The sequence below is a fragment of the Xanthomonas sp. CFBP 8151 genome, assembly GCF_011761885.1.
Lineage (GTDB): Bacteria > Pseudomonadota > Gammaproteobacteria > Xanthomonadales > Xanthomonadaceae > Xanthomonas > Xanthomonas arboricola_B.
The window spans coordinates 309,042-331,626 of sequence record NZ_JAASQZ010000003.1 but is presented as its reverse complement, the minus strand read 5'-3'; the positions used below and the strand labels follow the sequence as shown (position 1 = coordinate 331,626).

The 22,585-nt window shown below is 65.9% G+C and carries 23 protein-coding genes and 1 other RNA gene; 13 read left to right on the top strand and 11 right to left on the bottom strand.

Annotated elements, in window-relative coordinates; all coding sequences use genetic code 11:
* Positions 1-126: 126 nt before the first annotated feature.
* The 10 genes from FHT08_RS15625 to FHT08_RS15580 form a co-directional block, all read right to left on the bottom strand.
* Positions 127-1,332, bottom strand: a complete 1,206-nt coding sequence (locus FHT08_RS15625; RefSeq protein ID WP_104538020.1) for an AGE family epimerase/isomerase — start codon at positions 1,330-1,332, stop codon at positions 127-129.
* On the bottom strand, positions 1,329-2,315 hold the full coding sequence (locus FHT08_RS15620; protein ID WP_166775638.1) for a carbohydrate kinase: 987 nt from the start codon (positions 2,313-2,315) through the stop codon (positions 1,329-1,331). Before FHT08_RS15620 ends, FHT08_RS15625 begins: the two co-directional genes overlap by 4 nt.
* Positions 2,312-3,622 (bottom strand): L-fucose:H+ symporter permease, encoded by a 1,311-nt coding sequence (gene fucP, locus FHT08_RS15615; RefSeq protein WP_166775636.1) that lies wholly within the window; start codon positions 3,620-3,622, stop codon positions 2,312-2,314. Before fucP ends, FHT08_RS15620 begins: the two co-directional genes overlap by 4 nt.
* A 13-nt stretch (positions 3,623-3,635) precedes the next feature.
* Positions 3,636-4,760 carry a LacI family DNA-binding transcriptional regulator gene (locus FHT08_RS15610; RefSeq protein WP_166775634.1) on the bottom strand — a complete coding sequence of 375 codons (1,125 nt, stop codon included), beginning with the start codon at positions 4,758-4,760 and terminating at the stop codon, positions 3,636-3,638.
* Positions 4,761-4,902: 142 nt separating this feature from the next.
* On the bottom strand, positions 4,903-5,736 hold the full coding sequence (locus tag FHT08_RS15605; protein ID WP_166775632.1) for a transporter: 834 nt from the start codon (positions 5,734-5,736) through the stop codon (positions 4,903-4,905).
* A 249-nt stretch (positions 5,737-5,985) separates the two neighbouring features.
* On the bottom strand, positions 5,986-6,723 hold the full coding sequence (locus tag FHT08_RS15600) for a DUF2058 family protein (protein ID WP_343125444.1): 738 nt from the start codon (positions 6,721-6,723) through the stop codon (positions 5,986-5,988).
* An 18-nt stretch (positions 6,724-6,741) separates the two neighbouring features.
* On the bottom strand, positions 6,742-6,978 hold the full coding sequence (locus FHT08_RS15595) for a SlyX family protein (RefSeq protein WP_005988457.1): 237 nt from the start codon (positions 6,976-6,978) through the stop codon (positions 6,742-6,744).
* Complete coding sequence (locus tag FHT08_RS15590) at positions 6,971-8,320, bottom strand: UDP-glucose/GDP-mannose dehydrogenase family protein (protein WP_047125002.1); 1,350 nt, start codon at positions 8,318-8,320, stop codon at positions 6,971-6,973. The genes FHT08_RS15595 and FHT08_RS15590 overlap by 8 nt, the downstream gene beginning before the upstream one ends.
* Before the next feature lie 24 nt (positions 8,321-8,344).
* Entirely contained in the window at positions 8,345-9,316 is a 972-nt protein-coding gene (locus tag FHT08_RS15585) for an FKBP-type peptidyl-prolyl cis-trans isomerase (RefSeq protein WP_166775631.1), read from the bottom strand.
* A 90-nt stretch (positions 9,317-9,406) separates the two neighbouring features.
* Positions 9,407-9,964 carry a glutathione peroxidase gene (locus FHT08_RS15580; protein ID WP_104538026.1) on the bottom strand — a complete coding sequence of 186 codons (558 nt, stop codon included), beginning with the start codon at positions 9,962-9,964 and terminating at the stop codon, positions 9,407-9,409.
* A 135-nt stretch (positions 9,965-10,099) separates the two neighbouring features.
* Here FHT08_RS15580 and FHT08_RS15575 point away from each other — a divergent pair, with 135 nt between their 5' ends.
* From FHT08_RS15575 to FHT08_RS15545, 7 genes are all read left to right on the top strand, one after another.
* The gene (locus FHT08_RS15575) at positions 10,100-10,348 is read left to right on the top strand and encodes a hypothetical protein (protein WP_104538027.1); all 249 of its coding nucleotides are present in this window, start codon (positions 10,100-10,102) and stop codon (positions 10,346-10,348) included.
* A 2-nt stretch (positions 10,349-10,350) separates the two neighbouring features.
* Positions 10,351-10,713 carry a GntR family transcriptional regulator gene (locus FHT08_RS15570; protein ID WP_003483692.1) on the top strand — a complete coding sequence of 121 codons (363 nt, stop codon included), beginning with the start codon at positions 10,351-10,353 and terminating at the stop codon, positions 10,711-10,713.
* Positions 10,710-11,585 (top strand): ABC transporter ATP-binding protein, encoded by an 876-nt coding sequence (locus FHT08_RS15565; protein ID WP_016901534.1) that lies wholly within the window; start codon positions 10,710-10,712, stop codon positions 11,583-11,585. Before FHT08_RS15570 ends, FHT08_RS15565 begins: the two co-directional genes overlap by 4 nt.
* Positions 11,582-12,568 carry an ABC transporter permease gene (locus FHT08_RS15560; RefSeq protein WP_104538028.1) on the top strand — a complete coding sequence of 329 codons (987 nt, stop codon included), beginning with the start codon at positions 11,582-11,584 and terminating at the stop codon, positions 12,566-12,568. Before FHT08_RS15565 ends, FHT08_RS15560 begins: the two co-directional genes overlap by 4 nt.
* Positions 12,569-12,578: 10 nt before the next feature.
* Positions 12,579-13,403 carry a DUF4097 family beta strand repeat-containing protein gene (locus FHT08_RS15555; protein ID WP_166775629.1) on the top strand — a complete coding sequence of 275 codons (825 nt, stop codon included), beginning with the start codon at positions 12,579-12,581 and terminating at the stop codon, positions 13,401-13,403.
* A 33-nt stretch (positions 13,404-13,436) separates the two neighbouring features.
* A complete protein-coding gene (locus tag FHT08_RS15550) occupies positions 13,437-13,967 on the top strand; it encodes a DUF2884 family protein (RefSeq protein WP_166775627.1) in 531 nt (176 codons plus the stop codon).
* Positions 13,968-14,171: 204 nt separating this feature from the next.
* A complete protein-coding gene (locus tag FHT08_RS15545; RefSeq protein WP_104538031.1) occupies positions 14,172-14,594 on the top strand; it encodes a hypothetical protein in 423 nt (140 codons plus the stop codon).
* Between the two features lie 119 nt (positions 14,595-14,713).
* On the opposite strand, the gene FHT08_RS15540 is transcribed toward FHT08_RS15545, so the two are convergent.
* A complete protein-coding gene (locus tag FHT08_RS15540) occupies positions 14,714-16,120 on the bottom strand; it encodes a class II fumarate hydratase (RefSeq protein ID WP_166775625.1) in 1,407 nt (468 codons plus the stop codon).
* Between the two features lie 289 nt (positions 16,121-16,409).
* Here FHT08_RS15540 and FHT08_RS15535 point away from each other — a divergent pair, with 289 nt between their 5' ends.
* The 6 genes from FHT08_RS15535 (at position 16,410) to FHT08_RS15510 (ending at position 22,523) form a co-directional block, all read left to right on the top strand.
* Complete coding sequence (locus FHT08_RS15535) at positions 16,410-17,732, top strand: hemolysin family protein (RefSeq protein WP_104605428.1); 1,323 nt, start codon at positions 16,410-16,412, stop codon at positions 17,730-17,732.
* Positions 17,733-17,768: 36 nt separating this feature from the next.
* Positions 17,769-19,136, top strand: a complete 1,368-nt coding sequence (gene purB, locus FHT08_RS15530; RefSeq protein WP_166775622.1) for an adenylosuccinate lyase — start codon at positions 17,769-17,771, stop codon at positions 19,134-19,136.
* A 58-nt stretch (positions 19,137-19,194) separates the two neighbouring features.
* Positions 19,195-19,818 (top strand): DUF3060 domain-containing protein, encoded by a 624-nt coding sequence (locus FHT08_RS15525; protein WP_104605426.1) that lies wholly within the window; start codon positions 19,195-19,197, stop codon positions 19,816-19,818.
* A 137-nt stretch (positions 19,819-19,955) separates the two neighbouring features.
* Positions 19,956-20,033, top strand: a non-coding RNA gene (locus FHT08_RS15520) — sX9 sRNA.
* An 82-nt stretch (positions 20,034-20,115) separates the two neighbouring features.
* Positions 20,116-21,594 (top strand): cupin domain-containing protein, encoded by a 1,479-nt coding sequence (locus tag FHT08_RS15515; protein ID WP_166775899.1) that lies wholly within the window; start codon positions 20,116-20,118, stop codon positions 21,592-21,594.
* Positions 21,591-22,523, top strand: coding sequence for a GNAT family N-acetyltransferase (locus FHT08_RS15510; protein ID WP_166775612.1), 933 nt, complete (start codon positions 21,591-21,593; stop codon positions 22,521-22,523). The genes FHT08_RS15515 and FHT08_RS15510 overlap by 4 nt, the downstream gene beginning before the upstream one ends.
* Positions 22,524-22,585: the final 62 nt, after the last annotated feature.

The following is a 22,585-nucleotide window of genomic DNA, read 5'->3' as shown; positions in this document are numbered from 1 at the left end:
GACTGCAGACGTCGTAGGAGCGCACCCGGGCGCGATGAGGCTTTGCCGGTAAAGCCTCATCGCGCCCGGGTGCGCTCCTACGCGGCGCCGACGCATTGCACGGCGGTGCCCTTGATCACACCAGCATCAAGCAGCCGGCCGCAACACGTTCAAGACTTCGTAGCACGCGCCCATGGTGTGGTAATCGGTCTTGCCGGCGGGGCTTTTTTCATCGCTGTACTTGCGGTTGTCCGCGTCCAGAATGCGGTACCACGCACCGTAGCGGTGGTCGACCATGTGCTTCCAGGAATATTCCCAGAGCTGGTCGTACCACTGCCAATAGCGCTGCTCGCCGCTGCGCTGCGCCAGCAATGCGGCCGCCGCCAGCGATTCTGCCTGCACCCAGAAGTACTTGTCGTCGTCGCAGACCTTGCCGTCCGGGTCGAAGCCGTAATACAGCCCGCCACGCTGCGCATCCCAGGAGCGCTCCACTGCCACATCGAACAGGTGTTGCGCGGTCGGCAACAGCCAGTCGGTCGGTGCGTAGCGATCCAGCAGCATCAGCAGCTTGGCCCATTCGGTCTGATGGCCCGGTTGGAAACCCCAGGGGCGGAACAGGTGCTTGGGATCGTCGCGGTTGTAGTCCCAGTCGATGTTCCATTGCAGATCGTAGTGTTCCCACACCAGGCCGTCGGCCTTGGCCGCCTGACGCCGGGTCATGGTGTCGGCCAGCGACAGCGCACGGTCCAGGTAGCGTTGTTCGCCACTGGCTTCGTAGGCGGCGATCATCGCCTCGCACATGTGCATGTTGGCGTTCTGGCCGCGGTAGCTGGTGAAGTTGAACTGCGCATCGGCTTCGTCGCGGTACAGGCCGAATTCCGGCTCCCAGAAATGTTTTTCCAGCAGCTGCCAGGTCTCGTCCATCCATGCGCGCGCCTCCTCGATGCCCGCCTTCAGGCCGCACGAGTACGCCAGCAGCACGAAGGCCACGCCGTAGCAGTGATTCATGTCGTCCTCGACCACGCCGTCGCGCAAGGTCCATGCGTAGCCGCCGGTGGCCGGATTGCGATGCACGTTGCGCAGATAGTCCAGGCCGTGACGCACCGCCTGCAGGTACTGCGCATCGCCGAATTCGCGATACGCCATCGCGTAGTTGAAGACAAAGCGCGTGCTGCTGACCAGATGCCGATGCCCGGCATCGTAGATCGAACCATCGTCGCGGAAATACTGGAAAAACCCGCCCGCCGGGTCGATCGCGCGCGGGTGGTAGAACGCCATGGTGTCGGCGATATGCTGACGCAGTACATCGGCCGAACGGAAATCGGGTGCGGGGCTCGCAGGCAAACGGCTCATGATTGTTCCTGGATCAGGGAATGGACTTCATCGACGCTCGGCATGGCCGCAAACGCGCCCTTGCGCGTTACCGCCAGCGCGCCGACCGCCGCGGCAAAACGGATCACCTCGGTGATCGCGGCAGCATCGCCGGACAGCTGCTCCAGCGTGGACGCACGCGTCGCCAGCTGAAACAGCAAGCCACCGACGAACGCATCGCCCGCTGCCGTACTGTCGCGCACCTGCACGCGGAAGGCCGGCACCTGGCCCGAATCGGTGCGTGTCTGCCAGTGCACCGGCCCGCCACCGTCAGTAACCAGCAACCAGCTGGCCTGGCCCTGCCAGAGCTTGCGGGTGACCGCGCTGGCGTCGCCATCGAGCGTGCCGGCCAGGTAATCGAGTTCTTCGCGCGAGAGCTTGACCACATCGGCCAGCGCCAACGCCTCCCACAGCAGCGCAGCCGGGTCCACATCCTGCGGCCACAGCATCGGGCGCAGGTTGAGATCCAGGCTGACGATGGCGCCATCGGCGCGTGCGCGGCGCATGCCGTCCAGCGTGCATTGCGCGATCGCAGGCTCGGTCATGCTGTTGGAACACACATGCAGCACGGCGGCCTGCGTGAAGCCGTCCGCGGCGAAATGCTCCGGCCGGAACAGCAGATCCGCCGCAGGCGGACGATAGAAACTGAAACTGCGCTCGCCGGCTTCATCCAGCGCCACGAAGGCCAGCGCGGTCTTGGCCTGATCGGTGCGCACGATGCCATCGGTGGCGACGCCGGCCTGCTGCAGGCTCTGCAGCAAAAAATCGCCGAACATGTCGCGCCCCAGCATGCCGACGAAATGCGCCGCGCCACCCAGGCGCGCCACCGCGACCGCGACATTGGCCGGCGCACCGCCGGCGTATTGCGCAAACGTGCGTGCCTCATCCGGACCGGCCTGCGGCAGTGCCAGCATGTCGATCAGGGCCTCGCCGAAACAGACCACCCGGTCCTTGGCAGCACTCATGCGTGCGCCTCCGCCAGTGCGCCGCGCAGACGCGAGCCCCAGATGCCGTAGAACACGATGTACAGGTAGCACACCAGCGGCAGCACGAAGGACGCGTGCAGACCGATGCTGTCGGCCAGCAGACCCTGCAGATACGGCACGATGGCGCCGCCGACAATGGCCATGATCAACAGGCTCGAGGCGCGGCCGGTCAGCGGACCGAGCCGCTCGATGCCCAGCGTAAAGATGGTCGGGAACATGATCGAATTGAACAGGCCGATCGCCACCAGCGCATACACCGCCAGCATGCCGCCGCTGGCCATGGTCAGACCCAGCAGCAGTGCATTGATCCCGGCGAACACCGACAGCAGCACGCGCGGCGACAACTTGGCCAGCAAGGCCGAACCGATGAAGCGGCCGATCATCGCCAGCGTCCAGTACGCCGACACGTAGTGGGTCGCCTGGCGCTCGGTGAACCCGCCGATCTGCGGCAACGAGAAATAATTGACCATCAGGCTGCCGATCGCCACTTCCGCACCGACATAGAAGAAGATCGCCAAGACACCGAAGCGCACATGCGGATGCGCCAGCGCATCCAGCAGCGAATGCCCGCTGTCATCCTTCTGCGCGCTCGCATCGGTCAGAGCCGGCAGACGGAACAGGAATACGAAGATCGCCAGCAGAAACAGCACGATGCCAAGACCGATGTACGGCCCCTGCACGGCTTGCGCTTCCTGCACGCGATAGGCCAGTTGCTCGGCGTCCGGCAGCACCTTGAGCTGGTCGCCGCTCATCACGGTGTTGGACAGGATCAGCCAGCCACCGAACAGCGGCGCGATCGCCGTGCCCAGCGAATTGAGCGCTTGCGCCAGGGTCAAGCGGCTGGACGCACTGCGCTCCGGGCCCAGCAGCGCGACATACGGGTTGGCGGCCACCTGCAGGATGGTGATGCCGGTGGCCAGCACGAACAGCGCGCCGAGAAATGCGCCATAGACGCGCAGTTCTGCCGCGGGCCAGAAGCCCAACGCACCGATCGCGGCAACCGCCAGCCCGGCCACGATGCCTTGCTTGTAGCCAAGCCTGGCCACCAGCCAACCGGCCGGCAGCGACATCAGGAAATAGGCGCCGAAGAAGGTGAACTGCACCAGCATCGCCTGCGCGAAGTTGAGTTCGAACACCGCCTTCAGATGCGGAATCAGGATGTCGTTGAGGCAGGTAAGAAAGCCCCACATGAAGAAGATGGTGGTGACGACCGACAACGCTACGCGGTTGTTGACGGGCGCCTTGTTGCCGCTTGGCGCAGTGGATTGCGTGGAAAGGGAAACCATAGGAGTTGCCTGGTCAGCGGCCTGAGGCCTTGGTGGGGGAATCGCTGGGGGAGTGAAGCGGAACGACGGAGCTTGACGCGCTGGCGCTACTGGCGCGGATCTTCAATTCGACTGCGGCGGTCAGGCGTTGCGATGCAAGGGCAGGACTGCCGATACGCTGCAACACCAGTTGCGCAGCCTGGCGGCCGCGCGCACGCGGATCTGCGGCCAGGGTGGTCAGCGCGGGCGTAAACAGCGCGGCTTCGGCGATATCGTCGAAGCCGGTCACCGCGAAGTCGCGCCCCGGCACGATGCCATGCATCGCCAGCGCCGCCATCAGGCCCAATGCGACACTGTCGTTGTAGCAGACCGCCGCAGTTGCGCGATCGTGCTCGGCGCTATCCAACATGCGACCGGCGCACAGTGCAGCATCCTGCCGGTTCGGTGCGGATTCGACGTAGTGCACGGCCAGACCGGCATCGGCCATCGCGCGCGCGTAACCGGCGCGGCGTTGCCGGCAGGAACTGGACTGGGCGTGGCCACCGAAGAACACGATGCGCCGATGGCCCTGCGCGATCAGGTGCGCGCAGGCAAGCAACGCGCCCTGCTCGTTGTCCAGCGCCAGCAGATCCCAGCCCGCGCCTTCCACCTCGCGGTTGAACAACACCACGTTGTGTTGACGCCCCAGCACCTGGGTCAGTGCCTGCGCCTGGCTGCCTTCGGCCGGCGACAGGATGATGCCGGCAGGCGTGTGCTCCATCAGCGAGGTCAGTACTGCCTGCTGGCGCTGCGTCGATTCGCCGGTGCTGCCGAGCAGGGTCACATAACCGGCCGCGCCCAGCGCCTCGTCCACGCCTGCAGCGAATTCGGCAAAGAACGGGTTGGACAGATCGTTGATGACCAGCGCGACGCTGGATGACGTACGGCGGCGCAGATTGGCCGCAGCACGGTTGTAGACGTAATGCTGCCGATCCAGTTCGGCTTCCACGCGCGCGCGCGTGGCCGCATGCACCAGCGGGCTGCCGCGCAGCACCAACGACACGGTCGCGCGCGACACGCCGATGGCGGCGGCGATATCGCGCAAGGTCACCGCGCCACGTCCGCTGCGGCGCGCGTCGCCGTCCTCTGGAGCGGAGGGCGGCGGCTTGGCACGCGTCACGTTGCCGACCTAGCAATGAAAAAAGTGCGCATGCGTCAGGCGTCGATTGGATCGATCCAATTAGGCCTTGTCCGCGCGCCCAATGCATGCGGCAGTGCAGCATGCGCAGCAACTGCGTTCAACTACTGCCCTTCCATCCCCATCATTGAAACGCGATCGACAGGCCGATCCCGCCCTGCCAGTCCGGGCTCTCCGAGGTCAGCCCGCGCAGCACCGAGATATCCAGTTGCATCGCATACGGCAACTGCCAGGCACCGCCGGCACCGGCCACGCGCGAGTGCTCGCTGCCGGTGTCGAAGCCTGCTTCCACGTAGCTGCTGAAATGCTCGCCGGAAAAGAACGTGTAATTGGGCGAGAAGGTCCAGGTATGCCCGTCGCTGTCGCGCGCGTAGTTGACGTACAGCGCCAGTGCACGCTGTTGGGCCAGATCCCAGGACGCGGTCACGCCGAGTTCGCGCGCATAGCCATCACTGAAGGCGGGGCTGCCGGTCGGCACGCTGTAGCTGCCGAGCGCAGCCCAATGAAAGTTGTCCGACTGCGACGGCAATGCCACTTTCAAGCCGATATGGCTATCGCCTCCGCCACGCACATGTTCACCACCACCGTGCTGCCAGTTGTAGCTGTCGCTCCCGACCTGCAGCTCCACGTTCTGGAACAGACCCAGGCGCAGCACCGTATCGGCGGTGTACTGCGTGACTCGCTGCCCGTCGCTGCGATCGGTACTCGCATCCGGCAGGCCCTGCTCCCAGGCAAACACGCCGGGCTGCAGCACTTCGGCGGCAAATGGAATACCGGGACGGTCGAACGCCGGTGCGTCCTCCGTCTGTGCAGCGGCCTGCTGACTCACCACGCATAACGCGAGCACGACCGCGGCGGGCACCAGGGCGCGCGTGGGCTGCAAACCCGAAGCATCACGTGCGGTGGACGCAATCGACGCAATGGCACAGGAATTCGACATTTTCGACAACATGGACATACGCGGCACCATCGGCAGGGAGTGAGCGGCAACGCAGTGGACACCATGTCCGGATGCGTCGGCCAGTAACGCGGCGATCGTGCCGCGCGCGCCGTGACCGGCCCGTGTATCGCCGGCGGTAGGTTTGCCGCATAGTTCAAACCGAAGGTGCGCAATTCACGATTCAAGCACGCAACACACAGGGCAACGCACCCAAAGAACATGGGCACCCATCAGGTGCCCATGTGCCAACAAACACTACACGCAGCGTTACCAGACCAGGTCGTCGGGCACCTGGTACTGGGGATCGGCATACGGGTCTTCGCCTGCCGGCGCATTCGGGTCCACCTTCAATGCTACCGATGGCGCAAATACCGCTTCCGCCTCGGCCAGTACCTCGGCAGTCACCAACAGGTAACGGCCGTTGAGCTGCAGCACGCCCAGCTCGCCGGCATTGAGCGCCTTGAGCTGATCGGCGGTCACGTAGATACGCTTGATCTTGCCGCCATACGGAAAATGCCGGGCGATATCCGCATCGGCATGATTCAGCCCCTTGTCCTTGAGCAACTCCTCGAGTTTGGTCTTGGCTTCGCGACGCAGGCGTGCTTCTTCCTGCTTGAGCCGCTCGGCTTCGATGCGCTCATCCTTCTCGCGTTGCGCGCGGATCGCATAGGCCTTGGCCAGGTCGATGTCTTCGCGCGTGCGTGCCGGCCTGGGGCCGCGACGGTCGGCGGTGGACTGCTGCGGACGTGCAGCCGCTGCCGGCTTGCCATCGTTGCGACGCTCCGGCCTGCGGTCGTTCTTGCGCTCGTCCTTGCCGTCGGTCGCCGCAGCGGCATGCGGCCGCTGCGGTCCCCTGCCCTGGCCGCCCGGCTTGTTGCCGCCGGGCGCAGGCCTGCCACCGTTGCCATGTTGACGCGCGGCAGGCCGTGCGTCGGGTTTGCGTTCGGGCTTGGGTGCGGACTTGAAGCCCAACCCAAGCAACTGGTCACGTAAGGTATCGCTCATGGCGGTGGCAATCTGCAATCAATAATGCGGAGGCGGCGGTTCATCCGCAGCGTCGGCAAACAACGTGGAGCGCACCTTGCCCAGATCCTCGAGCAGGTGGCGGATCAGTTCGGCATTGCGGGCGCCCGTCAAACGGGCGTCCGCAAGTGCTTCACTCAGTTCATTGAGCGCCTGCTCCTGAAAGGACAGGCGCGTTTCCAGTTCAACCAACCGCGCGTCCAGTGCCTGGTCGCGCGGCGAGAGTTGCTCATGCATGTAACGAACGGCCTCGTCCGATGGCGTAGTAGGCCAGACCTGCGGCCTCGATTTCCTGCGGATCGTAAAGGTTGCGGCCGTCGAACACGACGTCGTCCTTCAAGGCCTGCTTGATCTTGCCGAAATCCGGGCTGCGGAACTGCTTCCACTCGGTGACCACGACCAGGGCGTCGGCGCCTTCCAGTGCGGCAAATGCCTCGTCGCAGAAGGTCAGATCGTCGCGCTCGCCGAAGATGCGCTTGGCTTCATGGGTTGCTTCCGGGTCGTAGGCACGCACGGTGGCACCGGCCTCCCACAACTGCTCCATCAAACGGCGGCTGGACGCGGCACGCATGTCGTCGGTATTGGGCTTGAATGCCAGGCCCCACACCGCGAATGTCTTGCCGGCAATGCTGCCGGTGCCCTCAGCGCCGTAATGACGCTGCACCAGTTCGAACAGGTGCCCCTTCTGCGCGTTGTTGACGCTTTCCACCGCGTTGAGCAGGGTCGGCTCCATGCCGTACTGCTCTGCGGTCTTGGCCAGTGCCTGCACATCCTTCGGGAAGCACGAGCCGCCATAACCGGCGCCGGGATAGATGAAGTGCCAGCCGATGCGCGGATCCGAACCGATCCCGTTACGAACGTGCTCGACGTCCGCACCGACACGCTCGGCAATGTTGGCGATCTCGTTCATGAAACTGATCTTGGTCGCCAGCATTGCGTTGGCCGCGTACTTGGTCAGCTCGGCCGAACGCACGTCCATCTCCACGATGCGATCGCGGTTGCGGTTGAACGGCGCATACAGACGACGCATGCGGGCAATGGCCGCCGGCTTCTTGGCGCCGATCACGATGCGATCCGGACGCATGCAGTCGGCCACGGCGTCGCCTTCCTTGAGGAACTCGGGGTTGGAGACCACATCGAACTCATGGTCCAGGCCGCGTGCGTCCAGCTCTTCCTGGATCGCGGCGCGCACCTTGTCGGCGGTGCCAACCGGCACGGTGGACTTGTTGACGACCACCGACGGGCCATCGATATGCCGACCGACGGTGCGCGCAACCGCCAGCACGTACTGCAGGTCGGCACTGCCGTCCTCGTCCGGCGGCGTGCCCACGGCGATGAAGGTGATTTCGCCGTGCGCAATCGCCTCGGCCGCATCGGTGGTGAAGCGCAACCGGCCAGAGGCGTGGTTGGCTTTCACCATCGGCTCCAGGCCGGGTTCATAGATGGGAATCACCCCACGATTGAGACCATCAACTTTCGCCTGGTCGATATCCACGCAGATAACGTGATGACCTACTTCCGCCAGACAGGTACCGGTGACAAGACCAACATAGCCGGTACCAAAGATCGCAACTCGCATGGGTGGGGGTACTCCTGTGGGGGATCAGGGAAGGATACCCATCAGTTCGACATCGAACGTCAACGTTGCGTCTGGTCCGATCGGCCCCCCCTGCGTGCCGTTCGGGCCATAGGCCAAGTTGGATGGAATCCAGAAACGATACTTCGAACCGACCGGCATCAATGCGACGCCCTCGGTCCAACCAGCAATGACTTGATTCAGACCGAACTCGGCCGGCTGGCCGCGCTGGTAGGAGCTGTCGAACACTTGCCCGTTGAGCAGCTTGCCTTCGTAGTTCACGCGCACCGTATTGGTGGGCATCGGACGCTCGCCGCTGCCCTGGCGCAGCACCGTGTACTGCAGGCCCGACGCGGTGGTGATCACGCCCTTCTCGGTCTTGTTCTTGGCCAGGAAGGCATTGCCTTCCTCGCGATTCTTGGCGCCGGCAGCGCCCTGCTTGGCAGAGGCAAACGCCTGCATGGTGGCAGCGGCTTCCTGCTGGGTCAGACGCGTGGTGCCCTTGGCGAACACGGTCCGCACCGCTTCCATCAGGATCGACAGATCGATCTCGTCCTTGATACCGGCCAGCGACGGACCGACCGCGCGATCGCCCAGCATCAGGCCGACATTTTCCTTGGACGGCGCGGCCGGCGCGCTACCTGGCGCCATGCCCGGGACCTGCTGACCGTTACGCGCCGCCAGCGCGGTGCGCAATGCGGTGTCGGTGGCCTGGGTCTGTTCGTCGGACAACAGCGGCTTGCCGCCCTTGAACGCATTCTCGATGGCGCGTTGCAGCGCGCTTACATCGATGTCCTGGGCAATCGGCTCGAACGAACGTGCCACATCCATACCGATGGCGTAGCTGACGTTGTCGCGCGTGCTCTTCTCAGACGATGCATTCAAAACTGGCTTCTCCTTGGTGGCCGCTGCGGCCGGTTGCTGCGACATCGCCGGCATCGATGCCGACACTGCCACCATCAGTAGCGACGCCGCCGCGCCGCGCTTTCCCATCTTCATTCGATGCACTTCCCGAAAGTGAAAAGACACGCCGACGCCGGCGCTGAATGCGCATTGTCGCATGCGCACGCGAGCTTGCGAGCGCCGCGCTCAGCGCGACGGCGCGCTGAGCGCGCGTTCGATTGCCGCCAACACGCGCGGATCGTCCGGTTTGATCTTGCTGGGGAACTGCGCCACCACGCGTCCATTGCGACCGATCAGATACTTGTGGAAGTTCCAGCCCGGCGCCACACCGGTGGCCTGGGTCAGGCGCTGATACAGCGGCGTGGCCTGCGCACCCAGCACATGCACCTTCTCAAACATCGGGAACTTGACGCCATAGGTCAGCGTGCAGAATTCCTGGATCTGCTTCTCAGATCCTGGTTCCTGCCCCTGGAAATCGTTGGACGGAAAGCCCAGCACCGAGAAGCCGCGGCTGCCGAAGCGCTGATTCAGCCCCTCCAGCCCTTCGTACTGCGGCGTGTAGCCGCACTTGCTGGCGGTATTGACCACCATCAGCACCTTGCCGCCGTAGGTACGGTTCAGGTTGATCGGCGCCTTGCCGGCCAGCGGCCGGTAGTCCAGATCCAGCAGCGGCGCATCGGCGGCCAGCGCCGAGACGGAGAAAAAGCCAGCAAATACAACGACCAGCAGACGCTTGAGCAACATGAGCGATCCCTTTCGGTTGGTTCCGGCCACCCAACGACGCGGGGGTGCCATCAGTTGGGTATGACAGGCAGTTGACTGCCTGCGTGTCGGTGTTATAGTTGAATACAACACCAGTCATCCAACGCAGGGGAAAGCATGAACAGCACACGCTTCACGCGACCAGCTCCACTGCTGCTGTTCGGCAGCGCCCTGTTCGCCATTGGTTGCCTGGGAGCCGCTTCCAGTCAGGTCACGGAATCCGGCGCCGATTATGGCGTGTCGGAGGCGGTTACGGAAAACGCGACAACTCCCCCCGAGGCGCGCAACCGGCCCAGCCGGCACCTGCGCACCTCGCTGTCGATGCCCTATTTCTCCTTCGCGCAGGTTCTGCGCCCACGGAGCTGACCATGAACGACATCCAATGGAGCGACGGCGCTCCCATCTACCGCCAACTCAAGGAACGGGTGATTGCCATGATGCTCGATGGAATCCTCAAGCCGGGCGATGCCCTGCCCTCGGTACGCCAGGTGGCGGCCGACTACCAACTCAACCCGATCACCGTCTCGCGTGCCTACCAGGAACTGGCCGACGAGAACCTGGTGGAGAAACGCCGCGGCCTGGGCATGTTCATGACCCCGGAGGCCGCACAGAAATTGCGCGGCAGCGAGCGCGAGCGTTTCCTGAATGAAGAATGGCCCGCGGTGCTGGAACGCATCCAGCGCCTGGGACTGTCCATCGACGATCTGTTGCCACAGGGAAAAACACCATGACCGCCGTCTCCTCCGACCATGTGGTCGACGCACGTGGCCTGCGCAAGGCTTACAAGCACCGGCTCGCGCTGGACAACACCAGCTTCACCATCGCCGCCGGGCGCATCGTCGGCCTGATCGGCCCCAACGGCGCCGGCAAGACCACCGCGCTCAAGGCGGTGCTGGGGCTGACCGATTTCGACGGCGAACTGAGCGTGCTCGGCATGGATCCGCGCACCCAGCGCAACGCACTGATGAACGAGGTCTGCTTCATCGCCGACGTGGCGGTGCTGCCGCGCTGGCTGCGGGTCGGCGAGGCGATCGACTTCGTCGCCGGCGTACATCCGCGCTTTGATCGCGCCAAGTGCGAGCGCTTCCTGGCCAATACGCAGCTCAACCGCAAGTCGCGGGTGCGCGAGCTGTCCAAGGGCATGATCGTGCAGCTGCACCTGGCGCTGGTGATGGCCATCGATGCCCGCATCCTGGTGCTGGACGAGCCCACCCTGGGCCTGGACATCCTGTATCGCAAGCAGTTCTACCAGCGCCTGCTAGAGGACTACTTCGACGAGCAGAAGACCATCATCGTCACCACCCACCAGGTCGAAGAGATCGAACACATCCTCACCGATGTGATGTTCATCCGCGACGGCCGCATCGTGCTGACCGCCGACATGGAGAACGTGGCCGAGCGTTACACCGAAGTGCTGGTGGGTGCCGAGCATCTCGACGCCGCCCGAGGCCTGCAGCCGATCGACGAGCGCAGCCTGCCGTTCGGCAAGACCGTGATGCTGTTCGATGGCGTGCCCAAAGCGCAGCTCGCCCGTTTTGGCGAAACCCGCAATCCCGGCCTTGCCGACCTGTTCGTTGCGGTCATGAAGGGGACCTACGCATGAATGCACTCACCCACCAAGCTTCTCCCGCACGCACGTTCGGCTGGCTGCTCAAACGCGAGTACTGGGAACACCGTGGCGGTTTCGTCTGGGCACAGATCATCACCGGCGGCATCGCGGTGTTCTTCGCGCTGCTGGGCGCGGTGATCGGCGCGATCAGCGCGCGTCGCAACATGATCGGCGACAGCATCACGATGGACGATCTGGCCGAATACACGCGCACCCTGGGCCAGGTCGGCGACGGCCTGCTGCTCGGCGGTATCGGCATCGCCTCGGTGGTGCTGGCGTTTGTGGTGTTCTTCTATTCGCTGGGCAGCCTGTACGACGACCGCCGCGACCGCAGCGTGCTGTTCTGGAAATCGCTGCCGGTGTCCGATGTGCAGACGGTGCTGTCCAAGGCCGCCTGGGCGCTGTTGCTGGCGCCGCTGATCGCCATCGCGATCGGCGTGCTGGTCGGCCTGGCGCTATGGCTGATCGCCATCGTTGGCGCCTCGATCGCCGGCGTCCCCAGCCCCTGGGCCCTGGCGACCCATTCGCACCCGTTCTCGTTGCTGTGGCTGTTGCTGAAGACCGTGCCGATGAGTTTGCTGTGGGCGTTGCCGACGGTGGGCTGGCTGATGTTCTGCTCGGCCTGGGCCACCAGCAAGCCGTTCCTGTGGGCGGTGCTGTTCCCGCTGCTGGCCTGCGTGATGCTGAGCATCCTCTCGGCGATGCCGGGCATCTCGCTGCCGATCGGCTGGATCTGGTACATCGTCGGCTACCGCGGCCTGCTCAGCGCCCTGCCCGGCACCTGGTCGCCGCGTGCGGTCAGCGGCAACCTCGACAGCAGCGCGATGCAGAACCCCAGCGACCTGGTGCAGTGGGCGCTGCAGCACACCGACAGCGCGCGGGTCTACGGCAATCCGGACATCTGGATCGGCGCTGCAATCGGCGTTGTCCTGATCGCCGCCTCCATCTACCTGCGCCGTCGGCGCTCCGAAGCCTGAAGGACATCCCATGCATCGTCTGCTGAGTCTGGCCATCCTGTTCGCCTTGCCCGGCGCTGCGTTTGCCGAGGAGCAATGCAAATTCTCCGAACCGCGCAGCCTGGAGTTGAAACTGGGTGGAGTGAAGTCGGTGCTGTTCGAGGTCGCCTCCAACGATCTGCATCTGGACGCCGCGCCGGGCAACGGCGGGCGTCTGAGCGGCCGCGCCTGCGCAGCCAGGGCCGATCTGCTCAAGGGCCTGACCGTCACCCAGAAGCGTGTCGGCGACAAGCTGGTGGTGACGCTGGCCGATGACCGCCCGCTGCGCATCTCCATCGGCGACAGCTACGCGTACCTGGACCTGCGCGGCAGCGTGCCCGACGCGCTCCTGATGCAGTTCGACGTGGGCTCCGGCGACGCCGAGATCAGCGGCGCTGCCGCGGTGAGTGCCGATGTCGGTTCCGGCGACATGACCATCCGCCGCACCAGGGGCCGGGTCACCACCAAGGTCGGTTCCGGCGATATCGAGCTGGAACAGATGGGGTCGCTGCGCGTGCTGGCGGTCGGCTCGGGCGATCTCAAGGCCAGGCAGGTGCATGGCGCGGCCGAGCTCGGCAAGGTCGGTTCGGGCGACGTCAAGCTGCGCGGCGTTGCGGGCAACGTCAAGCTCGGCACGATTGGCTCCGGCGATGTCGACATCGAGGATGTGCAGGGCGATGTGGGCGTGGAAGCGGTCAACTCCGGCGCCCTGAGCGTGCACAAGGTGCGCGGCGACGTCAGCGTCGCGCGCAAGGGCAGCGGCGATATCGACGTCAGCGACGTTGCCGGCAACACCCGCATGCCGACCGACAACTGACCACTGCATTGACCATTCGAGAGGGGACGGCTGATGAAACTGTTGATTTGTGCGGTATTGGTGGGCGTACTGCTGGTCGGTTGCGGCAAGTCCGAACCCAAGGTCATTGTGTCGGGCCAGACCAACGCGAGCGGGGTGATCTTCAACGGCAAGAGCCTGACGCTCCACCGCGACGGCCTGCCCGAGGCCACCATCGGTGCGGATGGCGCGCTCAGCATCGCTGGCAAGCCGGTGAGCCTGAACGATGCGCAGCGGCAGGCGATGCGCGGTTTCTACGTGCAGATTCAGGGCGTCGCGGAAAAAGGCATCGACATCGGCACGCAGGGCGCGGCCTTCGGTGCGCACGCCGCCGGCGAAGCGCTCAAGGGTGTGTTCAGCGGCAACACCGAACAGATCGGCGACAAGATCGAGGCGCAGGCGGAAACCTTCAAACACAAGGCGATGCAGATCTGCGATCAGTTGGCCAAGCTGCGCAACGCGCAGGACGCCGCCGCGCATCTGGTGCCGGCATTTGCGCCGTACTCGACGCTTACCCAGCACGATGTCGACGACTGCCGCAAGTAAGCGTGGCCTGGATCGCCGCTGCGCCCTCATCGACGGGCGCAGCGGCTGATCGGAACCGGAGGGACCGTCACGCCGATTGCTGCGCGCACGCCAGGCACCCGATACCGCCTGCGACATCTTGTCAGCCGCACCATGTGCCGCAGGCACCGATCGGCCGGTCGGAGCGGGATTACACTAGTGCACCCCTCCGAACCCAGCGACCCCATGAACAAGTTCGTGATGCTCTGCATGGCGCTTCTGCTATGCGCCCTGACCGCCTGTGGCGACCAGTCGTCGCGGCGCGCCGAACGCGGCAAGCCGCGCGTTGCCATCACCACTCAGTCGGTGATGATCCGCCGCCCACCGGCGGCCAATGCGGAAATCACCCCGGACGGCACGCTGAAGATCGACGATATCGCGCTGCCGCAAAAGGAGCCGACGCGCGCCAAGTTGCAGCTGCTGTTCGGGCACCTGCAGATGCTGCGCCAGCAGGCAGTCAACGAGGCTGGCGCGGATCCGGAATACAAGTCGATCAAGCTGACCGCAACGCCACAGATCCAGCAGCTCAGCGGCGAATTGCTAAATGAGATCCCGTCGCTGCAGCCGTACCGCGAGAGCTTCGGCAACGTGCAGGCCGAGCGGCACTGAGTCCTGGCGAAGCCGAGGATTCGCGCAAAGCCGTGTAGGAGCGCACCTGGGCGCGACGGGGCTTTATCGACAACGCCCGTCGCGCCCGGGTGCGCTCCTACGCATGCACACTGCGGTGGTCAGCCGCCGCCGCCACTGCTGCCGGCCTGGATGCCACCACGCGTCAACGCAGCCGGATCCAGCAAACGGCGCAGATCCGCTTCGCTGAGCCCGCTGTCTTCCAGCGCCACGTCCAGCACCGGGCGCTGTTCCTTGTAGGCACGCTTGGCGATCGCTGCCGCCTTCTCGTAACCGATGATCGGGTTGAGCGCGGTGACCAGGATCGGATTGCGGTCCAGCGCCTCGCGCACGCGCTCCTGGCGCACCTTCAACCCGGCAATCGCGCTATCGGCCAGCAACCGCGCCACATTGCCCAGCAACGTGATTGAATCCAGCAGGTTGTAGGCGATCAACGGCAGCGTCACGTTCAACTGGAAGTTGCCGGTCTGCCCGGCCACGGTGGTCGCGGTGTGGTGGCCGATCACCTGCGCACAGGCCATCACCGTGGCTTCGGGAATCACCGGGTTGACCTTGCCCGGCATGATCGAACTGCCCGGCTGCAGCGCCGGCAACTCGATCTCGCCCAGCCCGGCCAGGGGGCCGGCATTCATCCAGCGCAGATCGTTGGCGATCTTGATCAATGCCACGGCCAGCGCGTTGAGCTGACCGGACAACTCCACCGCATCGTCCTGTGCGGCCAGGCCTTCGAACTTGTTGTCCGCACTTTCGAACTTGAACTTGCTCGTGCCCGACAAGGCCTTGGCCACCTTGCCGCCGAAACGCGGATCTGCGTTGATGCCGGTGCCGATCGCCGTGCCGCCCAGCGGCAACCGGCGTAGGCGCTTGAGGGAATCGTCGATGCGCTCCTGCGCCGAACTCAGCTGCGCCGACCACGCACCGAATTCCTGGCCGAAGGTCAGCGGCATCGCATCCATCAGATGCGTGCGCCCGGTCTTGACCACCTTGTCCAGCCCCTTGCCGCGCTTGTCGATGGTCTTGCGCAGATGCTTGAGCGCCGGCTGCAGGTGTTCCTGCACCGCCAGCAACGCCGACACCCGGATCGCGGTGGGCACCACGTCGTTGGAACTCTGGCCGAGATTGACGTGATCGTTGGGATGCACCGCATCCTTGCCGGCGCGCGTGGCCAGCGTGGCGATCACCTCGTTGGCATTCATGTTGGACGAGGTGCCCGAGCCGGTCTGGTAGACGTCGATCGGAAACTGCGCGTCATACGCGCCGTCGGCGACCTGCAGCGCCGCGTCCTGCACGGCCTTGCCGATCGACTTGGGCAGCAGCCCGAGTTCGGCATTGACGCCGGCCGCAGCGGCCTTGATCAGCCCCAGCGCGCGGATGAAGCCGCGCGGCATCGGCTGGCCGGACACCGGAAAATTCTGCACGGCACGCTGGGTCTGCGCGCCCCACAAGGCATCGGCAGGCACCTGCAGTTCGCCCATGCTGTCGTGTTCGGTCCTGAAACGTTCGCTCATCTGCACTCTCCGCACATGGTTGGTTTGTGGTGATGGATGGCTGGCAGCGGGCGCACCCACGCTGGCGAGGCTGCCTACGATACTCGCTCGCGGCGTTGCGACCGTGTCGTCGCAAACGGTGGGCTAGACTGCCCATTGATCCATACGAGGTACCACGCCGCCATGGGCGACGACCCTGACTGTAGAAACGCCTCGTTTGCGTCTTTCTCCCTCGCACACCGCCCCGGCACTGACGCGCAGCGGCTGACACGCAGCGTGACCGCTGTTACGCAGCACGGAGGCCGACGCCATGGTGGGTAACGTGCTGCTGTTGTTGGTCGCACTGCTGCTGGTGCTGTTGAACGGCTTCTTCGTTGCTGCCGAGTTCGCGCTGGTCAAGCTGCGACATACGCAGGCGGTGGGCCTGGCGCAGAACAACGGGTGGCGTGGACGTTTATTGCTCGGGGTGCATGCGCATCTGGATGCCTATCTGTCGGCGTGCCAGCTCGGCATCACCCTGGCCTCGCTCGGCCTGGGCTGGGTCGGCGAGCCGGCCTTTGCGCATCTGCTGCAGCCGTTGTTCGACAGCGCCGGCCTGGCGCCCGAAGCGGCGCAGTTCACCGCACTGGCGATCGCCTTCAGCCTGATCTCGTTCCTGCACATCGTGCTGGGCGAGCTGGCGCCCAAGACCATGGCGATCCGCCGCCCGGAGCGGATGTCGCTGTGGACCGCCGCGCCGCTCTACGTGTTCTATTGGCTGATGTATCCGGCGATCTGGGTGCTCAACACCAGCGCCAACCGCCTGCTGCGCGTGCTGGGCTGGGGCGATGTGGAACATCAATCGCATCGCTATTCGCGCGAAGAACTGATGCTCATCGTCGGCCGCCAGGATCCCAACGCGGCCACGCCCGATCACGGGCTGGCCCTGATGAGCCACGCGCTGGAACTGCCCGACCTGGTCGCCGGCGACCTGATGCGCCCGCGCGAGCACCTGCGCAGCCTGCGCGAAGGCATGACGCTGGAATCGGTGCTGGCCGAGTTCAGCGAGTCGCGCTACAGCCGCTACCCGTGGTTCGACGCCGATGGCGAGCAGGTGCTGGGCATCCTGCATACCAAGGATCTGCTGGTGGCGATGGCACGCAGCCAGGACCTGGACGATCTGCGCCCGTTGCTGCGTCCGCCCACCCTGCTGCCGCTGGAAACCCCGATTCCCAGCGCGCTGGAACAGTTCCGTACCGGCACCACCCATCTGGCGCTGTGCGTGGAGGACGAGGGACGCATCCTGGGATTCTTCACCCTGGAAGACCTGCTGGAGGTGGTGGTCGGCGAGATCGAGGACGAGCACCGCCACGTGGTGCGCGATGCCCCGGTCCGCAGCCAGGACGGCTCGCTGCTGGTGGCCGGCAGCACCTCCATCTTCCGCCTGGAACGCCTGCTGGGCCGGGACCTGAGCGCGCCGGACCACGTCAATTCGGTCGGCGGGCTGATCGTGCACCGGTTGCAGCGGCTGCCCGAAGAGGGCGAGACCCTGGAGCTGGACGGCCATGCACTGACGGTGCGGCGCATGGCCGGCCACCGCATCCAGGCGATCACGGTGCGGCCGATCGGCGAAGCCGGCGCCGGGGCGGCGTAGAATACGCACCCCCGCCAGCCTCCCAGTGCCCTGCCCATGTCGGATTCCGCCCTGCTCGCCCTGTCCCCGCTCGACGGTCGCTACGCTTCCAAAGTGGATGCGCTGCGCCCGATCTTCTCCGAATACGGCCTGATCAAGGCACGGGTCAAGGTCGAGATCGAATGGCTGCTGGCGCTGGCCGCCGAGCCGGGTATCGCCGAGCTGGCGCCGTTCTCGGCGGCCGCTACCCAGACCCTGCGCCGTCTGGCCGACGACTTCAGCGTCAGCGACGCGGCGCGGGTCAAGCAGATCGAGCGCACCACCAACCACGACGTCAAGGCGGTGGAGTACTTCATCAAGGAGCAGCTCAAGGACGATGCCGAGCTGGGCCCGGCGCTGGAATTCGTGCATTTCGCCTGCACCAGCGAAGACATCAACAACCTCAGCTACGGCCTGATGCTGGAACAGGCGCGCCGCGAGGTGCTGCTGCCGACGCTGGACGGCATCACCGCCAGCCTGCGCACGCTCGCCCATGCCCAGGCCGGCCAGCCGATGCTGTCGCGCACGCACGGCCAGACCGCCTCGCCCACCACGCTGGGCAAGGAAATCGCCAACGTGGTCGCGCGCCTGGAGCGTCAGCGCAAGCAGATCGTCGCGGTCGAACTGACCGGCAAGATCAACGGCGCGGTCGGCAACTACAACGCGCACCTGGTGTCGTACCCGGAGCTGGACTGGGCCGCGTTCGCGCAGCGCTTCGTCGAAAGCCTGGGCCTGGTGTTCAACCCCTACACCACCCAGATCGAGCCGCACGACAACGTGGCCGAAATCGGCGACGCCAGCCGCCGCGTCAACACCATCCTGATCGACCTGGCGCGCGACATCTGGGGCTACATCTCGCTGGGCTACTTCAAGCAGAAGCTCAAGGAAGGCGAAGTCGGCTCTTCGACCATGCCGCACAAGGTCAACCCGATCGACTTCGAAAACGCCGAAGGCAATTTCGGCATCGCCAATGCACTGTTCGAGCATTTTTCCGCCAAGCTGCCGATCAGCCGCTGGCAGCGCGACCTGACCGATTCCACCGTGCTGCGCGCGCTGGGCACCGCGTTCGGTCATACCCAGGTCGCGCTGGATTCGCTGGCCAAGGGCCTGGGCAAGCTGACCGTCAATCCCGAGCGTCTGGATGCCGATCTGGATGCGGCCTGGGAAGTGCTGGCCGAAGCCGTGCAGACGGTGATGCGTCGCCACGGCCTGCCCAACCCGTACGAACAGCTCAAGGCGCTGACCCGCGGCCAGGGCATCACCGCCGCGTCCATGCAGGCCTTTGTGGAAAGCCTGCAATTGCCGGAGCAGGACAAGCAGCGCCTGCGCGCGCTGACGCCGGGCGCCTACACCGGGCTGGCCGAACAGCTGGCGCGCGCCATCTAAGCGGCGGCATCTAACGCCCGTTATCACGCCCTTGTATCCAGCTGTCAGGAGTATTGCCATGGCATTGCGCTCGCTGCTGTCTGTCTCCCTGCTTGCGTCGGTGGCCTGCGGATTGCTGGCCTGCGGGAAGCAGGCCGCTCCCGACTCGCACCCCGACGCTGCCGCTGCCGCGCCGCAAGCGCCGGCCGGCGCGTCGATCGCACCGGTGCCGTCGGTGCCGTCGGTCCCGAGCCTGGACGGCGCTAGCCAGGCCGCCAGCACCGGCGAGCGGCCGACACTGATGATCACCTCAACCGGCGGCACGGTCAGCTGCGAGGGGCATAACGTCGACCTGACCGGCCAGAACGCCAATCTGGTCCTCAAGGGCGCCTGCGGCACGGTCGCCGTGCTGGGGCAGCATGCGATCGTGCACATCGAGCACGCCGAGGCAGTGCGCTTGGTCGGCGACGATGCCCAGCTCACCCTCGCTGGCGATGCCAGGACCGTCGAAGTGTTGAGTCGCTCCTCCATGCTCAAGGCCGGTCGCATCGACACCCTGCTGGTACCTGGCGACAACAATCAGGTACAGGCGCAGGCGATCGCCTCCGCCACGCTGCACGGCCGCGGCAACCGCATCACCCAGCAATCCGGCAACGCCGTGCTCAACGACTACGGCAGCGACAATCAGATCTCCACCCGCTGACCCGCCGCCGGCCCCCCAGGTCATCGGTGGCCCGTAGATGCACTGAAACCTTCGCGATACCCGCATCCAAGGCGTCGTACGGCGGGCTGGACCACTGCACCGCCGTCAGGCGGGCGCGGCCGGTGCTCGGAATCGGCATGTATCACTCGTACACTGCGGTTCTGAGCGCGCCGTCCCACCACCTGACGACCGCTGGCTACGTTGTTTTGTTAGCCGCTCCAAGCCACCTCGCCGGCCGCACCGTGCCGGCCCTCCAGTCGGACCCGTGACACCATGAAAAAAACCCCCGCAAAGAAGATCGCCGCCAGGAAAGGCGCGCCGCTGCCCTTCGAGATCCACGCCACCCGCGACCAGCCGCTGGGCATGCCGGTCGAGCGCTTCCTGCGCAACTACTGGCACAAGCACCCGCTGCTGATCCGCAACGCGTTTGCAGACTTCCAGTCCCCGCTGCAGCCCGAAGACCTGGCCGGCCTGGCTTGCGAAGACGGCGTGCTGGCACGCCTGATCAGCCACGACCGTGCCACGGACGACTGGACCGTGCGCACCGGCCCGTTCCAGGAAGCCGACTTCCCCGGCCTGCCCGACCATGACTGGACCCTGTTGGTGCAGGACGTGGACAAGTGGGACGCCGACGTACGCGTGCTGCTGGAACAGTTCCGCTTCCTGCCGCGCTGGCGTATCGACGACATCATGATCAGTTTCGCCGCCACCGGTGGCTCGGTCGGCGCGCATGTCGACCATTACGACGTGTTCCTGCTGCAGGGCCATGGCCGCCGCCGCTGGCAGATCGACGCGCGCGCGCAGCAAGGCCGCAAGGCCGCGCCGCTGGCGTTCCGCGACGATGTCGAGCTCAAGCTGCTGCGCGACTTCAAGCCCACCCACGACTGGGTGCTGGCTCCGGGCGACATGCTGTACCTGCCGCCGCTGGTGCCGCACCACGGCGTGGCCGAAGACGCCTGCCTGACCTTCTCCATCGGTACCCGCGCGCCGTCCTCGGCCGAGCTGATCGGCGACTATCTGGACACCTTGATCGCCGATGCCGACGAGGCGGTGCGCTATCACGACGAAGACCTCAAGGTGCCGGCCGATCCTTACGAGATCGACGTTACCGCGATGAACCGCGCGGTCGAAGCGCTCAATGCCTTGCGCATGAACGACCCGGATCGCCTGGGTGACTGGTTCGGTCGCTTCATGACCACCTACCGCGCCTCGGGCGATGTGGTGCCGGCGCCCGAACCGATCCCCCGCGAGGCGGTCGAGCAGGCCCTGGACGAAGGCGTCCTGCTGCACCGTCACCCCTGGTCGCGGCTGGCCTGGCGGCGCGCCAAGCGTGGCGCCACCCTGTTCTGCAGTGGCCTGGAGTTCGCGCTGTCGGCCAAGGACGCCGCACGGCTGGCCGCGGCCGAAGAGATCGACGGCGCGCTGTATGCGCAGCTGTCCAACCGTGGCCGCGAGGTGGTGCTGGAGCTGCTGGCGCAGGGCCATTACCAGCGCGCCCACGAGGACGCGGAGGACGACATCGACGACGACCAGGCCCACGTCCTGAGCCTGTCGGGCGACCATGACGACGCCGAGGCCGAAGCCGACACGCCGGATGCGGACGATGAGATCGACGCCGAGGCCGACGTCGAGCAGGTCGCCGATGCCGCGGACGGCCCGGCCCAGGCCGACGAGGCCGAACACGGCGAGGATGCCGACCAGAACGACGACAGCCGGCTGGCCGACGACGGCGCGGCATCGGACGCTGGCGACGACGGGTCCGACCAGCGCTCATGAGTCCCCAGGCCGGGCCGCAGGTCGTCCCGCTGGATGCGGCATCCGACGCTGCGGCCCTGCTTGCGCTGCGCCTGGCCTGCGGCACTGGCGGCGCCGACCACAGCGGGACTGCAGAATGGGACGCACTGGACCCACTCAGCCTGCAACTGGCCCTGCGCAACGAGGGTGGCCAGCTGATCGGCTCGGTGCGGCTGACGGCAGATCGGCGTATCGACAGGCTCGGCGTGCTGCCGGGCTGGCGCCGCCGCGGCCTCGCCGACGCGTTGCTCGCAGCGGCCGTCGCCAACGCGCGACAACGTGGCTGGCCCGGCGTACGGACGCGCGTGACCCCAAGCGCCGAGGCCGTGTTCGCACGTCTAGGCTTTCTGCCGGACACCTGTGACGGCGTGCATCCAGATCGCGCCGCAGCCGCGGGCGATCGGCCGGGCAGGCCCCTGCACCGCCGTCTCGACGGCCCGATGGCGGTGGACGACCTGCGCGCGGCCCTGGCTGCCACCACCGGCTTGCTGTGCGCCGCACGCCGCCAGGTACTGATCTATACGCGGGCACTGGATCCGCCGCTGTTCGACAACGCCGCAGTGCTCGATGCGCTGCGCCGCTTCGCCACCGCCCGCCACGACAAACGCGTGCAGGTGTTGGTGCAGGACACCGCCGTCGCAGGCGCCAACAGTAGCGCGATGTTGCGGCTGGCCCAGCGCCTGCCCAGCGTGTTCCGCTTCCGCGCGGTCAGCGATCCGGTCGATGCCAGCTACGCGTCGGCCTATGTGGTGGGCGATGACGCCTACTACTTTCGTCCAACTGGCCATCGCTTCGACGATGGCGAAACCTGGCTTTCGGGGGCAGCGCGCAGCCGCCAGCTGGAGCGCGAATTCGCGCAGATATGGGAGCGCAGCGCGCTTTGGAACGAACCGCGCGCACTCGGCATCTGAGACCGCAGCGCCCTTCGCACGTGGGCGCCAGGCGGTTGCACCTACCCGTCCGGTCAGCTGGC

Excerpts from the sequence above, each read along its gene's own strand:
- FHT08_RS15625 (WP_104538020.1), bottom strand. The coding sequence starts at position 1,332 with ATGAGCCGTTTGCCTGCGAGCCCCGCACCCGATTTCCGTTCGGCCGAT.
- FHT08_RS15620 (WP_166775638.1), bottom strand. The coding sequence starts at position 2,315 with ATGAGTGCTGCCAAGGACCGGGTGGTCTGTTTCGGCGAGGCCCTGATC.
- fucP (WP_166775636.1), bottom strand. The coding sequence starts at position 3,622 with ATGGTTTCCCTTTCCACGCAATCCACTGCGCCAAGCGGCAACAAGGCG.
- FHT08_RS15605 (WP_166775632.1), bottom strand. The coding sequence starts at position 5,736 with ATGTCCATGTTGTCGAAAATGTCGAATTCCTGTGCCATTGCGTCGATT.
- FHT08_RS15600 (WP_343125444.1), bottom strand. The coding sequence starts at position 6,723 with ATGAGCGATACCTTACGTGACCAGTTGCTTGGGTTGGGCTTCAAGTCC.
- FHT08_RS15595 (WP_005988457.1), bottom strand. The coding sequence starts at position 6,978 with ATGCATGAGCAACTCTCGCCGCGCGACCAGGCACTGGACGCGCGGTTG.
- FHT08_RS15590 (WP_047125002.1), bottom strand. The coding sequence starts at position 8,320 with ATGCGAGTTGCGATCTTTGGTACCGGCTATGTTGGTCTTGTCACCGGT.
- FHT08_RS15585 (WP_166775631.1), bottom strand. The coding sequence starts at position 9,316 with ATGAAGATGGGAAAGCGCGGCGCGGCGGCGTCGCTACTGATGGTGGCA.
- FHT08_RS15580 (WP_104538026.1), bottom strand. The coding sequence starts at position 9,964 with ATGTTGCTCAAGCGTCTGCTGGTCGTTGTATTTGCTGGCTTTTTCTCC.
- FHT08_RS15575 (WP_104538027.1), top strand. The coding sequence starts at position 10,100 with ATGAACAGCACACGCTTCACGCGACCAGCTCCACTGCTGCTGTTCGGC.
- FHT08_RS15570 (WP_003483692.1), top strand. The coding sequence starts at position 10,351 with ATGAACGACATCCAATGGAGCGACGGCGCTCCCATCTACCGCCAACTC.
- FHT08_RS15565 (WP_016901534.1), top strand. The coding sequence starts at position 10,710 with ATGACCGCCGTCTCCTCCGACCATGTGGTCGACGCACGTGGCCTGCGC.
- FHT08_RS15560 (WP_104538028.1), top strand. The coding sequence starts at position 11,582 with ATGAATGCACTCACCCACCAAGCTTCTCCCGCACGCACGTTCGGCTGG.
- FHT08_RS15555 (WP_166775629.1), top strand. The coding sequence starts at position 12,579 with ATGCATCGTCTGCTGAGTCTGGCCATCCTGTTCGCCTTGCCCGGCGCT.
- FHT08_RS15550 (WP_166775627.1), top strand. The coding sequence starts at position 13,437 with ATGAAACTGTTGATTTGTGCGGTATTGGTGGGCGTACTGCTGGTCGGT.
- FHT08_RS15545 (WP_104538031.1), top strand. The coding sequence starts at position 14,172 with ATGAACAAGTTCGTGATGCTCTGCATGGCGCTTCTGCTATGCGCCCTG.
- FHT08_RS15540 (WP_166775625.1), bottom strand. The coding sequence starts at position 16,120 with ATGAGCGAACGTTTCAGGACCGAACACGACAGCATGGGCGAACTGCAG.
- FHT08_RS15535 (WP_104605428.1), top strand. The coding sequence starts at position 16,410 with ATGGTGGGTAACGTGCTGCTGTTGTTGGTCGCACTGCTGCTGGTGCTG.
- purB (WP_166775622.1), top strand. The coding sequence starts at position 17,769 with ATGTCGGATTCCGCCCTGCTCGCCCTGTCCCCGCTCGACGGTCGCTAC.
- FHT08_RS15525 (WP_104605426.1), top strand. The coding sequence starts at position 19,195 with ATGGCATTGCGCTCGCTGCTGTCTGTCTCCCTGCTTGCGTCGGTGGCC.
- FHT08_RS15510 (WP_166775612.1), top strand. The coding sequence starts at position 21,591 with ATGAGTCCCCAGGCCGGGCCGCAGGTCGTCCCGCTGGATGCGGCATCC.